Annotated in this window: 13 protein-coding genes; 10 read left to right on the top strand and 3 right to left on the bottom strand. The window is 41.0% G+C overall.

Annotated features, from left to right (window positions below):
- Window positions 1-42 precede the first annotated feature (42 nt).
- The 3 genes from BABA_RS16770 (at window position 43) to BABA_RS16760 (ending at window position 1,954) form a co-directional block, all read left to right on the top strand.
- Window positions 43-966: an ABC transporter ATP-binding protein gene (locus BABA_RS16770; RefSeq protein ID WP_007086406.1), complete on the top strand. Its 924-nt coding sequence runs from the start codon at window positions 43-45 to the stop codon at window positions 964-966.
- Window positions 959-1,651, top strand: coding sequence for an ABC transporter permease (locus BABA_RS16765; protein ID WP_007086405.1), 693 nt, complete (start codon window positions 959-961; stop codon window positions 1,649-1,651). Before BABA_RS16770 ends, BABA_RS16765 begins: the two co-directional genes overlap by 8 nt.
- An 84-nt stretch (window positions 1,652-1,735) precedes the next feature.
- Window positions 1,736-1,954 carry a hypothetical protein gene (locus tag BABA_RS16760; protein ID WP_007086404.1) on the top strand — a complete coding sequence of 73 codons (219 nt, stop codon included), beginning with the start codon at window positions 1,736-1,738 and terminating at the stop codon, window positions 1,952-1,954.
- A gap of 44 nt (window positions 1,955-1,998) precedes the next feature.
- On the opposite strand, the gene BABA_RS16755 is transcribed toward BABA_RS16760, so the two are convergent.
- Window positions 1,999-2,961: a D-2-hydroxyacid dehydrogenase gene (locus BABA_RS16755; RefSeq protein ID WP_007086403.1), complete on the bottom strand. Its 963-nt coding sequence runs from the start codon at window positions 2,959-2,961 to the stop codon at window positions 1,999-2,001.
- A gap of 141 nt (window positions 2,962-3,102) precedes the next feature.
- Window positions 3,103-4,440 carry an SGNH/GDSL hydrolase family protein gene (locus BABA_RS16750; RefSeq protein ID WP_007086402.1) on the bottom strand — a complete coding sequence of 446 codons (1,338 nt, stop codon included), beginning with the start codon at window positions 4,438-4,440 and terminating at the stop codon, window positions 3,103-3,105.
- Window positions 4,441-4,718: 278 nt separating this feature from the next.
- On the opposite strand from BABA_RS16750, the gene BABA_RS16745 reads away from it, so the two are divergent.
- Window positions 4,719-5,930, top strand: coding sequence for an MFS transporter (locus BABA_RS16745; RefSeq protein ID WP_007086401.1), 1,212 nt, complete (start codon window positions 4,719-4,721; stop codon window positions 5,928-5,930).
- Between the two features lie 178 nt (window positions 5,931-6,108).
- A complete protein-coding gene (locus BABA_RS16740; RefSeq protein ID WP_007086400.1) occupies window positions 6,109-6,876 on the top strand; it encodes a 3-hydroxyacyl-CoA dehydrogenase in 768 nt (255 codons plus the stop codon).
- Window positions 6,877-6,940: 64 nt separating this feature from the next.
- Here the strand turns inward: BABA_RS16740 and BABA_RS16735 are convergent, their stop codons facing one another.
- On the bottom strand, window positions 6,941-7,147 hold the full coding sequence (locus BABA_RS16735; protein WP_007086399.1) for a zinc ribbon domain-containing protein: 207 nt from the start codon (window positions 7,145-7,147) through the stop codon (window positions 6,941-6,943).
- A gap of 148 nt (window positions 7,148-7,295) precedes the next feature.
- On the opposite strand from BABA_RS16735, the gene BABA_RS16730 reads away from it, so the two are divergent.
- From BABA_RS16730 to BABA_RS16710, 5 genes are all read left to right on the top strand, one after another.
- Window positions 7,296-9,041: a sigma-54-dependent Fis family transcriptional regulator gene (locus BABA_RS16730; protein WP_007086398.1), complete on the top strand. Its 1,746-nt coding sequence runs from the start codon at window positions 7,296-7,298 to the stop codon at window positions 9,039-9,041.
- Between the two features lie 169 nt (window positions 9,042-9,210).
- Window positions 9,211-10,749: an acyl-CoA synthetase gene (locus BABA_RS16725; RefSeq protein ID WP_007086397.1), complete on the top strand. Its 1,539-nt coding sequence runs from the start codon at window positions 9,211-9,213 to the stop codon at window positions 10,747-10,749.
- 56 nt (window positions 10,750-10,805) lie between these two features.
- Complete coding sequence (locus BABA_RS16720) at window positions 10,806-11,951, top strand: acyl-CoA dehydrogenase family protein (protein ID WP_007086396.1); 1,146 nt, start codon at window positions 10,806-10,808, stop codon at window positions 11,949-11,951.
- A 14-nt stretch (window positions 11,952-11,965) separates the two neighbouring features.
- The gene (locus BABA_RS16715; protein WP_007086395.1) at window positions 11,966-13,123 is read left to right on the top strand and encodes a thiolase family protein; all 1,158 of its coding nucleotides are present in this window, start codon (window positions 11,966-11,968) and stop codon (window positions 13,121-13,123) included.
- A gap of 300 nt (window positions 13,124-13,423) precedes the next feature.
- Window positions 13,424-14,992 carry a fatty acid--CoA ligase gene (locus BABA_RS16710; RefSeq protein WP_007086394.1) on the top strand — a complete coding sequence of 523 codons (1,569 nt, stop codon included), beginning with the start codon at window positions 13,424-13,426 and terminating at the stop codon, window positions 14,990-14,992.
- Window positions 14,993-14,994: the final 2 nt, after the last annotated feature.

The raw sequence follows: 14,994 nt of genomic DNA, 5'->3' as shown, positions 1-14,994 counted from the left end.
ACTAGAATAAGAATTAGTTAAGACGAAGGGGAGCTGAACAAAATGAGCTACATTATTAAAACCAACCAATTGACAAAAACCTATGAGGGCAAGGAAGTTGTTTCAAATGTCAATATGAAGGTAAAAAAGGGCGAGATTTACGGATTTCTTGGACCAAACGGAGCGGGTAAAACAACGATCATGAAGATGCTGACAAATCTGGTGAAGCCAACGAGCGGTGAAATTGAGATCTTTGGTGAAAAGCTGACCAACACCTCTTATGAAGTGTTAAAGCGGATGGGAAGCATTATCGAATATCCTGTTTTCTACGACCGGCTGACGGCCCGCGAAAATCTGGAGCTGCACTGTGAGTATATGGGCTTTTATGACAAAAAGGCGATTGATGCAGCCCTTGATTTAGTAAAATTAAAAGATATTGAAAATAAATCAGTGAAAGATTTCTCACTTGGAATGAAGCAGCGACTCGGAATCGCCCGTGCAATTATTACCAAACCGGAGCTGTTAATCCTAGATGAACCGATTAATGGTCTCGATCCAGTGGGGATCAAAGAACTGCGTGACTTATTCCATATGCTCTGCCGTGAATATGGGATTACGATGCTAATCTCATCCCATATTCTTGGGGAAATGGAGCAAGTTGCTGATACAATTGGCGTGATCAGTGACGGCAAATTAATTAAAGAGGTTTCGATAGAAGAAATCCACGAACAAAATACTGAGTATATCGAACTCGTGGTTAACGATGTGAAAAAGGCATTTTATGTCCTTGATGAAATTCTTCACTTGACAAACTTTAAAGTAATCGGCGAGGCGCGTTTTAGAATCTATGATACAGGAGCGTCACAATCAGAAATATCCAAGGAGTTAATATTAAACGGAGTCATGGTCGAAGAAATCAATAAAAAGAATCATTCACTTGAGGATTACTTCTTAACATTAATCAATGGGGGCGGAATCAGTGCGTAAATTAATCAGTCTTGAAATTAAGAAATTCAAATTATATTCCTACTTAAAAGGGGTATTGATTACCAATTTCGTGATTATGGGCTTCTTATGTTTGATCTATTTCGGTGAAAAAAGTGATGGTAACATTGCCTTCGTAAGCTATGAATCCGCCTTTGCAGATTTCGGCAGCTTAATTCGAGCAGCGTTTACTATTTTTGCATCAGTCCTCATTGCAAGGCTTTTCATTGAAGAGTATAAAAGTAAATCCATCACATTAATGTTCATGTATCCAATTAAACGGAAGAAAATCATGATCGCAAAATTACTAATCGTCGCCGGTTTTACATTTTTAACAATTTTCTTTTCTAATATTTTAGTCGGTAGTGCCTTTTATTTAGCTGATTCCTTTCTACACTTTGTTCCTAAGGCCTTAACAGCTAAAGTGTTAACGGACGGATTGATCGCCATGACCCTTGGAGCCATTGCGTCGGCAGGTATGGCCTTGATTCCACTGTTTTTTGGGATGAGAAAAAAGTCAGTACCAACAACCATCGTATCAGCGATTATCTTGGTGTCACTTACTAGTTCAACAAGCAATGATGTAACAGTTTTCTCATTTATTGCTATTCCCATTTCACTCGCTGTTATTGGTTGCTTAATCGCTTACTTTTCCATTAGGAATATTGAAAAAGTTGATGTCAATTAAAAGGTAATTGGTCTAAATCAATTGAAAATCCTATATTTTATATGGAAGGATGCACATATTCCATTTGAAATAGGGGAGAACAATATGTTTGCTGTTCACTTTTTTGAAAAGAAGAATTTGTTATTAAGTCAGCTTCTGAACCGTGTTCCAACCGAAGGGGAAGATTTAAAAATTAAAGGTCGTAAAGCAAAAGTCACAAGTGTTACTAATGTTGATGAAAAAATTGTTCATGTACAAGTGGTTGTTGAAACCGTTACTAAAAGTAAGTTTGTGGTTGATAATGCAAAAAAGAAAAAGAAATAAAGGAAGCAGTGGATTTCAAGAACGAAGTCCACTGCTTTCTGCATTTAATATCCTTTTGAAAAATCTACAAGATTGATGGATGGAGTTTTTCCAGAAATATAATCCTTTAAGTTCGGAATGAAGATGTTTTCGACAACACGCTTATTATAGAACTCAGTAGAACCTGAAGTGTGCGGGGTAATAATCACGTTTTCCATTTCCCAGAACGGACTCTCCGTATATAACGGCTCTTTTTCAAATACATCCAGACCGGCACCGGCAATGGTTCCCTCCAGTAATGCCTCGACTAACTCCTTCTCCACAACGATTTCTCCACGTCCGATATTAATAAAAAAGGCACTTGTTTTCATTTGCTTGAACTGCTCAGTACCAAATAAATGATGGGTTTCCTTTGTATGTGGTAAGGTTACAACTACATAATCACATTTTGGCAGCAGCAGCTCTAATTGGTCTGGAGTATACATTTCATCCACATTGTCAACAGGCTTCCCAGAGTGCCTGACACCAAGAATATTCATCCCGAAGGCTTTGGCGATTTTCGCTGTTTCTTTACCAATCTCTCCAACGCCAATAATCCCAATGGTTTTCTCATGCAACTCCAACCCCATATGGGCATGATGCCACGTCTTCGCTTGCTGGTTTTTCACATATGTATGGATTTTTCGCGTTAAGCCAAGCATTAAGGCAAAAATGGTTTCGGAAATGGGGTAAGCATGGACACCATTTGCACTAGTTAAAGTAATATTTCTCGATTGTATTGTTTCAAGCGGCAAGGAATCAACACCGGCACTCCAGGTTTGCAGCCATTTTAGCTTTGACTCCTGGCCAAGGCAAAATTCTTCAAGCCCCTTTTTCCAGCCTGCAATAATTTCAGCATCCTTTGCGTGCTTCAGATAGATTTCTTTATCTTTACTTACAATTAGTTCCCAATCGGGGATAACGTTTTTAATTTGTTCGATGTGGCCGTGTTCCAAATTTTGTGTGATTACGATTTTCCTTTTCTTCATCTGAACCCTCCGTTTTAAATGGATAATCTAACTTAATAATACCGTATTAAAGGTAAAATATTCATCACTTTTAAGTGGATAAAGTGAAAGACAGGCCCTACTCTGTAGGCCTGTCCCTTTATCAAGAAACTGAATGTAATCTTACATACTTTCTTTTCTTCTACGCTTAAGTTCCATGACCACTAATCCCGCACCCATTAATCCGAGGCCTAATGCTATATAGTTAAACATGGACGTCGCTGTATCAGGCAATGTGTTTCCGCTCTTAGTGGTAGTAGTCTTAGTTGCACCGCTGTTAGTTGAGATTGGTGTTGGCTGGAAAGTTTTATTATTGTCTGGAACAGGCGTCGTCGGCGTATTTTTATCAGGTGCCGGATTATTACTGCCACTGTCTCCAGGAATTGGGTCAGGATTTCCTTTTACTGGGTCATCTTTTGAAATATTAGTAATCTCGATTATTTGAACTTTTACCCTTTGCTTATTATCCATTATTAATATACTGTATTTCCCATTTTCGGTTGCATCGAACTTGTTATCAATAATCGGGGTACCCGATGTTAAGAAGTCAGTAGCAACCTTTTCCCCTGGAAGCCATAACATTACGGTAACATTTGGTGTATTTGTTTTGACATTTATAGTAACTTTGTCATTTACTTGTTCGGTTGTAGAGGGTGTTAGTTCAACCGACAATGGTTCATCTTTTGGCAGTAATGAATCAACAATTCCTGTTGCTAATCCGGCAAGTGTTTGGTGACCCTTTACAGTTGGATGGATTGGATCAAATGGAAACTGATTCACATATTCACTTTGCTTGCCATTAAAAACTGAATAACTGTCAGCAACAAATATGCCTGGCGCTGCTTTAAATGGAGCAATTACATCTTTGTTAACGCCGGAAACGATATCTTCCCCGATAATATTAAGGAATTTATTAAATGGGATATCACTTTCACCAAATGGATTGTAGAGATTGTAAAGAATGATAGGTGCTGTTGGATTTAATGATCTTATTCTTTTGAAAATTTCTATCAGATTTTCTCCAAGTTGGGATGCTGCAATTAGTGCATTTGGCTTGAGGGTTTCAGGATCAACGGGTGTACCATTTTTTAAAATATCGGAAAGGCCTACTGCTTTCATTAAATCATTGTTCCCAATATTAAGCGTAAAAATAGTAGCAGTTTTAATAGATTCTTCATTCGCCGAATTTTTCACTTGTGCAAGTATATCAGCTGAAGTCCAGCCGCCATTGCTAATATTTGTGACATTAAATCCTCTATCCGCAATTAAAAAAGGAAAAGCGTTCTGTGACACTGGTTGTGTAGGTGAATAATCACCATCGAGATTCCAACCGTGAGTAATCGAATCCCCTAGTGCAACAAGGCTTGGCTTATCACTATCAGTAGCAAATGCCAAAGATGAGAAGCATGTACTTAAAATCAACAAAAGTGCAAATAAAACAGATAAACGTTTGAACTTCAAAATATTTCCCTCCTATTATGTAATTTTCCTACAAATTTTATTATAATACCTTATATTTCGAATATTCAATAAATATCATTCTACAAAATATGCAAAAAGTCCTAAGTGAAAAGACTTATGAAATTTGGTAAAAGGAAATTGGAAAAGTCCACTATTTAAAAATTCTAATTTATCTTTTTTGACTTTTATGATATTATTTAGTGATACGAAATAAGCTAATTACAAACGGATCTTCTGGGTGAAGATTCTTTTTTATTGTTTAATGAGGAGGGGATTATTTGAAAGAGCGTTTGTGGACAAAGTCGTTTATCATGCTCATGGTAGGGAACTTATTTGTGTTTATGTCATTTCAAATGCTTATTCCAACCCTGCCACCATATATAAAATCAATAGGGGCATCAGGTCTAGAAATAGGCTTAGTGACGGCATTGTTTTCGATTGGAGCTGTACTTAGCCGGCCATTTATCGGCTTTATGCTGGAATACAAGCCTAGAAAATCGCTTGTCATAACTGGAGCTGTAATGCTCTTACTGATCACAATCCTATATCCCATCTCACAAGTTGTGGTGATTTTTCTTTTATTCCGCTTCGTACATGGTTTAGTCTGGGGCTGGTCAACCACAGTTAATGGTACGGCTGCAGTTGACGTGATTCCTAATTCCCGGCTCGGGGAAGGAATGGGCTATTTCGGTCTTTCGATTACCATTGGCATGATTATTGCCCCAAGCCTAGGAATCTTTTTATATAAAATTACTTCTTTTACAAATCTCATTTATATCTCGGCAATATTAGGGGTGATTGCGGTTATTTTGCTGGCGCTTGTCCGTTATCAAACTCCTGAAGGTGTATTAAATACACGAAAAGAGGAACTAAAATTCTCTTATATAGGGTCATCTGTAGAAAAATCTAGCTGGTTCCCTGCGTTTATAACGATCATCATTAATCTTGGATATGGGGCTGTTGCGACGTTTATCGTCATCTTTGGGCAGGAGCGGGGAATTGAGCAAATCTTTTTATTCTATATGTTTAATGCGATTATGGCTACATTGGCAAGACCCATCGCAGGAAAATGGTTTGATGAGAAAGGGCCGATAGGACTTGTACTATTCTGTACATCCGCGACATTTATTGGAATATGGGTGCTCTCCTTTGCTCATTCGAGTCTTTTTATTTCCATTGCCGGTGTGTTATTTGGTATTGGCTTTGGCTGCTTAATCCCGACACTGCAATCCTGGGCTTTATTAATGACGCCAACTCATCGGCGCGGTGTAGCCAATGGAATGATCTTCTCATCTATCGATTTGGGGATTGGTTTAAGCGGACTCATTTTTGGGATTCTCGCCCAATTTGTAGATATTGCCTCCATCTTCCGGGTTGCTAGTCTATTTTTAATTGCCGCCATTGTATTAGTTTTATTAATTGAAAGAAAAAAGCGGATTGCTTCAAGGGAAAACATAGTTTCAAAGAAAAAGGTCGGGGCCTCATTTTGATCATGGGGGGCCGGCCTTTTTCACTGTACAATTTTTGAACATTATTATAAAAAACTGTCCAAACCATATACATTGAAAGAAAGATACTGCTTGAATTGCCTAAACCCTCTATTAGGCACTAAATTGGCATAATTCTTGCAAAGTAGTAATTAGGAAATGATGTGAGGAGGATAAAATAATGAAAATACAAGAATGTCTTGCTGTTGTAACTGGCGGTGCATCTGGACTTGGTGAGGCAACAGTTCGCAATATCGTTCAAAACGGGGGAAAAGCCGTCATCTTTGACCAATCAGAAGAAAATGGTGTTCGCCTTCAAAACGAATTAGGGAAGGCTGTTTTATTTATAAAAGCGGATGTAACGAAGGAAGAGGATATTCAAGAAGCGGTTAATAAAGCCGCTGAATTTATGGGTGGAATCAATACCGTTGTGAATTGTGCCGGGATTGGCATCGCTGAGAAAGTCCTTGGCCGAAATGGCGCTCATAATCTAGCACTTTTTTCAAAAGTTATAAATGTCAATTTAATCGGAACCTTCAACGTGATTCGTTTGACAGCTGAGAAAATGATGAGCAATGAGGTAAATAATCAAAACGAGAGAGGCGTTATGATCAATACTGCATCGGTTGCAGCCTACGACGGACAAATTGGCCAGGCTGCGTATAGCGCATCCAAAGGCGGAATTGTCGGAATGACTTTGCCGACTGCAAGAGAGCTTGCCCGCTATGGAATCCGTGTGATGACCATCGCACCGGGACTTTTCCACACACCAATGTTTGATACATTACCACAGGAAGCAAGGGATTCACTTGGAAAAATGGTACCGTTCCCACCGAGACTAGGGTTCCCAAGCGAGTATGCCCAACTTGTTCAAAGCATCATTGAAAATCCGATGTTGAATGGAGAAACAATCAGACTTGATGGTGCGATCCGCATGCAGCCGAAATAACATTCAGTTTTCTACTTTAAAAGGAACAAAGGAAGCCAAAATGTTTCCTTTGTTCCTTTTTAAATCACCCTCCTAAAAACAAATCAATAATATTTGAAGCCGTCGAAGACTTCTTATTATAAAACTCCGAATAGCCACATTTCTTACAAAAAACTACCGTAAATTTATTATGTTGAATATCTAACATTTTTGACAACCCCGTTCCAGTCATGGCTACATCTTTTGTGCCGGTTTCTCTGCTTCCACATTTAATACAGCCTTTTTCGCTCATCATGTCACCCCTCAAAAAATTTCTCATTAAATATCTACGATTAAAGAGTTTAAAAGTTTCTCAATTTAAACTTTATATTATTAAAATATTCAAAAATATCCTACATATTTGTTACAATAGAGGTATGTGAAAAGTAGGGAGTGAAGACATGCTCCACTTTAAAGATATTATTACCCCCGTTGATTTTAAAGTCACTGAAGAAACCACCCTTAAAGAAGCAATTACCCTTATGCACCAAAAGAAGTGGAGCCTTCTTCCTGTTACAGATGCAAGCGGTCAACCGGTTGGAGTTTTTACCCGCAGCAGCTTGCAGCAAATGGTGTTAGAAGAAACCCCACTACCAACATCAATTAAAAATTACATAAAAAGACAGGTTGAAAAGATAAGTGTCAATACCCCATATGAAAAAATTGAAGAGCTCGTCAAAGAAAGTAAAGTTGGAACTGGTGTGGTCGTCGATCAACAGAATCGTGTCGTCGGGATCCTGACGAAAACGGATATGGTGATGTCGTTGCTACATACATCACAAGAGCTGCAATTGATAAAAAAATTAAAGAGGACGCTAGAAACAGCGATTGACCATGCCTTCGATGGAATCGTCATGACCGATGAAAAGAAAGTCATCACGATGGTCAGTCCACCGCTCCTGGAATTATACAATCTCTCAGAAGATGCGGTGCTAAACAAGCAAGCCACGAGTGTATTGCCGCAGCTGGAATTAGAAAAGGTTTATGAATCAGAAACAGCGGAGGTTAGCGGCTTTTTAGAAATAAATGGAATTAAATATATCGTTCACCGCATCCCAATCCTTGAGGATGGAAAAGTCATTGGGGCACTCGGTAAGGTTGTATTTCGCCAATTAAATGAGGTAAGCGAATTATTTAATAAGCTGCAGAAGGCAGAAAATAAAGCAAACTTTTACCACCAGCAATACCAGAAATCGGAAACAGCCCGGTACACCTGGGAGCATATTTTTAGCACTGATCCTTTCATGGAAAAATTGAAGAAAAGCGGAGCAAAGGCAGCGAAGGGGAGGTCTACCGTCCTCATCCGCGGTGAAAGCGGTACCGGGAAAGAACTATTTGCTCACGCGATTCATCACAGTAGTGCTAGAAGCTCAGGTAAGTTTGTCGTCGTGAATTGTGCCGCGATTCCTGAGGATTTGCTAGAATCAGAATTTTTTGGCTATGAAGAAGGAGCGTTTACAGGTGCAAAGCAAAAAGGCAAACTTGGGAAATTTGATTTGGCTAACGGTGGAACACTTTTTCTCGATGAGATTGGCGACATGTCCCTGACTTTGCAGGCCAAGCTGCTTCGCGTACTTCAAGAGCGGGAATTCTACCGAGTTGGCGGCAATGCAAAGATAAAAGTGGATGTCCGGATCATTGCCGCAACGAATAGAAATTTAGAAGAAATGGTTAAGGAAAGCCTTTTTCGTGAGGATTTGTATTATCGCCTTAATGTTATTTCACTTCATATTCCACCGCTGCGCGATCGTCCTTGTGACATTGATCATTTAATCAGTCGGTTTATGATTGAATTCAATCAAATTTTAGGTACTAGTATTACGGGAATTGAGGATCAAGCCAAAGAAGTGATGTTCAACTATGAATGGCCGGGAAATGTTCGTGAACTACGGAATGTCATGGAGAGGGCGATGACATTCTCCGAAGATGGAAAAATAAAATACGAGGATCTGCCGGATTATTTAATTAAACTGATCCCTGTTAAAGAGTCTGCCCTACATGTGTCAATGGTTGAAAATGCCGAACTAGAGGCAATTAAAAAAGCGCTTGTACAAGTACATGGAAATAAAGTGCAAGCTGCTAGATTACTAGGTATCAGCCGATCTGGTTTATATGAAAAAATCAAGAAATATAAGCTGCCAACATAGTTGCAAAGGTGTCCAGTAATTGGACACTTAAATACCCTCTGTGTGCAGACGATAATTAAGTAATGCACTATATAGACACAATTATGCTACGTTCCCAACTCCCGCAATATTGGCATAATACTTGCATGTTACATGGTGAATCTTTTTTACAAAAAGGGAGGATCTAAACATGAATATCGGAAGTCTCTTGTCTCAAAGTTCTCGCAAGTTTCCAGAATTACTAGCAATCGAGTGTGATGGTAGAAGCTACACATACCGAGGTTTTAATGAAGAAGTAAACAGGCTTGCTCATGGTTTGCTGCAGAAAGGTGTGAACAAAGGTGACAAGCTTGCCTTAATGATGAAGAACTCAGACCACTTTGTCTTTACCTTTTTTGCCGCTGCTAAAATTGGTGCTGTTGCTGTTCCAGTGAACTTCCGATTAACCGCTACAGAGGTTCAATACATTTTAGAGCAGTCAGATGCAGCTATTGTAGTGTGCGATAAGGAATTTGAACAAATCATTGCTGAAGCGAAAAAAGGGACAGTTGTACGAATGGTAATTACAGTTGGCGAGCCGGAAACTGTGGGCTTCTATTCCTATGAAAAAATTTTAGCGGATTGCACTGATGAGCCGGATATAGAGGTTTCTGAAAAAGACGATGTCGAGATTCTGTACACTTCGGGCACAACAGGACGTCCAAAGGGAGCCCTTTTTGATCATAGTCAAATTTTTAAAGTCGGTATTTCCGTCGTTATCAATATGGAGATTAGCCAGCATGAGCGCATTCTTCATTTAGCTCCGCTGTTCCACTCGGCTCAATTGAACCTGTTTCTTATTTCCGGGGTTGCCCTTGGCGCCACCCATATTATCCATCGTGATTTTCATCCAGTTAAAACCCTGCAAGCGATTCAAGAGCATAAAATTACCCATCTGTTTGCCGTACCAGCCATGTATAACTTTCTGCTTCAAGTGCCGAATGCAGCCGAGTACGATTTAACTTCTATTAAGCGGGTTGGGTACGGGGCAGCGCCAATGGCTCCAGAGCTAGTGAAAAAAAGCATGCAGCTATTTAAAACAGATCAGTTTTATAATCTTTGCGGCTTAACGGAGGCAGGGCCAGGCGGAATTCTCCTTGATCCTGAAGGACATAAGTTCCATCTTGGCAAGGGTGGAAAACCAATTTTCATGACCGAAACACGGGTTGTAAATGAAGAGGGGAAGGATGTTCTACCCGGAGTGATTGGTGAATTTATTGTCCGCAGCCCGATGGTGATGAAGGAATATTATAAAAAGCCAGAGGAAACGAAAAGCACGTTGAAGGGTGGCTGGCTTTATACGGGCGACTTGGCAACGATTGACGGTGAAGGGTACATCACGTTAGTTGACCGGAAGAAAGACATGATTATCTCGGGTGGGGAAAATGTTTACTCTGTTGAGGTAGAGGGAGTTCTCTTCGAACATCCAGCTATCCTTGATGCCGCCATAATCGGGTTACCGGATGAGGTATGGGGCGAGGCGGTTTGTGCCATCATCGTACCAAAAGAAGGCACAGTGATTGATGAGCAGGAATTGCGCAGCTTCTGCCGGGAGAAGTTAGCTGGCTATAAAGTTCCAAGGAGGATTTTTATTGAGGAACAGCTGCCGCGGAATGCCTCTGGAAAAATACTAAAATATCAGTTACGGCAAAAAATGAATCAAATGAGCAGCGAAGAGAAGTTGAAGTAAGATTCTAGATTTATTCATAAATGAAAGCGTTTCAATTAAAAAAGTGAGGTTAAAACATGAAACATCCATACTTAAACGAAGACCATGAAATTTTTCGCCAATCGTTAAGAAAGTTTTTGGAAAAAGAAGCATATCCCTTTTATGAAAAATGGGAAGAAGACCGGATGGTTCCTCGTTCCTTTTGGTCGAAGATGGGAGAGCAAGGTTTTCTATGCCCTGATATCGATGAGAAATATGGCGGCAGTGAAGTTGATTGGGGCTTTTCCGTTGTCATTAACGAAGAGCTGGAACGAGTAGGCTCTGGGCTAATTGGCATTGGACTCCACAATGATATCGTTGTCCCGTACATCACCGCCTATGGAACCGAAGAACAGAAACAGCGCTGGCTGCCGAAGTGCGTTACCGGCGAAGTCATTACTGCCATAGCGATGACGGAACCGGGTACAGGCTCCGACCTTGCTAACATCAAAACAACCGCCAGGCTCGAGGGTGACCACTATATTGTCAATGGCCAAAAGACGTTTATCACAAATGGGATCCAATCCGACCTTGTCGTTGTTGCGGTTAAGACAGACACGCAAGCAGTGCCGAAACATAAAGGGGTCAGCCTGCTCGTCATCGAACGTGATACCCCTGGTTTCTCCAGAGGCAGAAAGCTGAACAAAGTCGGGCTTCACTGTCAGGATACAGCAGAATTGATTTTTGAAGACTGCCGGGTTCCAAAGGAGAATCTGCTTGGTCAGGAAGGCAAAGGATTTCTTTATTTAATGGAAAAACTCCAACAGGAACGGCTTCTTGTCGCGATTGGAGCGCAAACAGCATCGGAAGTCATGCTGAAAATGACTCTTGACTACGTAAAAAGTCGGGAAGCGTTTGGAAAGCCTATCGGCCAGTTTCAAAATACGCAGTTTAAAATTGTTGAAATGGCAACAGATATTGAAATGGGCAGAGCCTTCCTCGATCAATTAATTGGCGAACATATCGAAGGTAAAAATGTCGTAACGAAGGTATCGATGGCAAAGTGGAAACTGACTGAAATCGCGAAGAAGATTGCGGCTGAGTGCATGCAGCTCCATGGCGGCTACGGTTATATGGAAGAATATGAGATTGCGAGACGATCCCGTGATATTCCTGTCTCCAGCATTTACGCCGGCACAAATGAGATTATGAAAACAATTATTGCAAAAAATCTAGGATTATAGAAAGGAAGATGAATATGCGTGAAGTAGTGATTGTTGAGGGAGTTCGAACCCCGGTTGGAAGAAGAAATAGTGTTTTGAAAGATATCCGTCCGGATGATTTGGCAGGATTAACCTTAAAAGAACTGGTGAACCGTGCAGGTATCGACCCAGCCATTGTGGATGATGTCATTTTAGGTTGTGTGACACAAGCAGGGGAACAAGCAGGAGATATTGCTAGGGTTGCTGCTTTAATCGCAGGTTTTCCAATCGAGGTGCCAGGCACCACGATTGATCGTCAATGTGGTTCAAGCCAGCAAGCTGTTCATTTTGCCGCACAGGCGATCCTTGCCGGCGACATGGATGTTGTCATCGCCGGCGGTGTCGAAAGTATGTCCCGTGTACCGATGGGTTCTAATTATAAAGGTTCAGAGGAAATATTTAGTCCAAATTTAAAATCAAAATACGAAATGATCCATCAGGGCTTATCTGCTGAACGCATTGCCGAAAACTACGGCTTTACACGTGAACAGCTCGATCAATTTTCACTAGAGAGTCATCAAAAAGCATTAAAGGCACAGGACGAAGGCTATTTTACTAGAGAAATTTTTCCACTTGAAGTAACACTCTCTGATGGAACAACTGCTGTCATCAAAGATGATTCAGGCCCAAGAAAGGGATCCTCACTTGAGGCGTTGGCCGGTTTGAAGCCCCCTTTCAAGGAAGATGGTGTCATTCATGCTGGAAACTCCAGCCAAATTAGTGACGGGGCAGCCGCCTTATTACTCATGTCCCGTGAAAAGGCCGAAGAACTTGGACTGAAACCTCGCTTCCGTGTTCATACACGCGTGGTTGTTGGCTCAGATCCGACCTTGATGCTGACAGGGCCGATTCCCGCCACGCAAAAGGCCTTAGCAAAATCTGGGCTTTCGATTGATGAAATCGATGTATTTGAAGTAAACGAAGCTTTCGCACCAGTGCCGCTAGCATGGTTGAAGGATACAGGTGCTGACCCTGCAAAGCTAAATCCAAATGGTGGTGCAATTGCTCTTGGCCATCCACTAGGAGGGAGCGGCGCTCGTTTGATGGTAACAATGATGCATGAACTTGAGCGCACTGGCGGCCGCTATGGATTGCAAACGATGTGCGAAGGCCATGGCATGGCAAACGCAACAATTATTGAGCGGTTAGATTAATCAACACGACAAAAATTGATTCGCGAGTAAAGTGCTGGAATTCGCGAGTAAAGTAGTAAAATTCGCGAGTAAAATGGTCAAATTCGCCAGTAAGACACAAAAATTCGCGAGTAAACCGGAATTTTGGCTAAGAACTGATGTTATAAATTGGTACTGAATTCCTGCTCTAATCAGGTTTTATCCATATAAGGGGATAAGTTCCTAATGTTCCACCTTTTATTAAAAATACTCTTCAGAATTAATACAGGCAATCAGCGTACCCGCTGATTGCCTGTAAACCCAAATTGGAGGCGGTACGAAATGACCACGACAATCGGAAAAATCTTTGAATTAACCGTAAAAAAGTTTCCAAATAAGGATGCCCTTTATGATGTTCGCAAAAATGTCCGTTACACCTACAAAGAGTGGAACGATCAAGTCAATCGTCTTGCAAATGCTTTATTAAAAGAAGGGGTGAAAAAGGGCGACCGTGTTTCCACGTTTATGTTTAATACCGAGGAATTAGGAACTGCTTTTTTTGCCTGTGCCAAAATTGGTGCTATTTTTAATCCAATTAATTTCCGTCTTACACCCGAGGAAGTGGCCTATATTTTAGCGGATGCAACCCCAAAGGTTGTTCTTTTTGAAAAGTCTTTAGAGCCTGTCGTGTCTGCAATCGCCAATCGCTTTGATAAAATCTCCTTCTGGTTCATTGATGAAGAAAAACCGGAATATGCAGCAAGCTATCAAGAAAAACTTGGCTCCGCATCAACTGAAGAAGTTCAAATAGACGTCAATGAAAATGATGTATATGCCTTTATTTATACAAGCGGGACAACGGGAAGACCTAAAGGAGTCATGCACACACACCGCAATATGGTGGATCAAAGCTTGCTTTGCGTCGCTGCCCAAAAGATTGAAGCGGAGGATGTCGGCCTCGTAACCGCTCCGATGTTCCATTGCGCCGAACTGCATTGCGCTTTTCTGCCGAGGGTACAAATAGGGGCAAAGAATGTAATTCTGCATCAATTTAATCCAAAAGCAATTCTATCATTAATTGAAAATGAAAAAATATCAAGGTTCTTTGCAGCACCGACGATGTGGAATATGCTCCTCCAAGAAGATTTAAATCAATATGATTTATCGAGCCTCAAGCAAGGTTTATACGGTGCAGCTCCAATGGCCCCATCTCTTGTGCATGCTCTCCATGACAGTTTAGGCATTTCTTTAATTCAAGCCTACGGGATGACAGAAATGGGGCCTGCCATTACCTTCTTATCCGAATATGATCAATTGAGGAAAGCGGGATCTGCCGGTCAAGCAGCACTTAATCACGACATCAGGATTGTTCGCACGACAGAAGGTGGACCATCCGATCCTGATGATTTGATGCCGGCTGGAGAAACGGGAGAAATCATTGTGAAGGGGCCATGTATGATGGTTGGCTATTTCAATCGTGAAGAAGCGACGGAAAACGCGTTGTATAAAGGCTGGTATCATTCGGGAGACATTGGCTATCTTGATGAGGATGGTTTCCTTTTTGTAAATGACCGTGTTGATGACATGATTATCAGCGGTGGGGAAAATATTTACCCTCGTGAGGTTGAAGATGCGCTTCATGCGCACCCGGGAGTATTAGATGTCGCGATTGTCGGTCAGCCTGATGACCGCTGGGGTGAAACCGTTTCCGCCTTTGTTGTCAAAAAGGATCCAAATGTAACAGAACAAGAATTAGATGAATTCTGCAAGAATAGTGATAGTCTTGCCAACTATAAACGGCCTCGTAAATATATTTTCTGCGATGCACTACCGCGTAATGCCAGCGGGAAAATCCAAAAATTTGTTCTCCGTAAACAGCTGGAGGAACTATTTACACCAAAGAAATCATAGGA

This window comes from Neobacillus bataviensis LMG 21833 (assembly GCF_000307875.1).
Classification (GTDB): Bacteria; Bacillota; Bacilli; order Bacillales; family Cytobacillaceae; genus Neobacillus; species Neobacillus bataviensis.
Note: the sequence above shows the minus strand (reverse complement) of the source record. Positions and strands in the feature narration are given on the sequence as shown.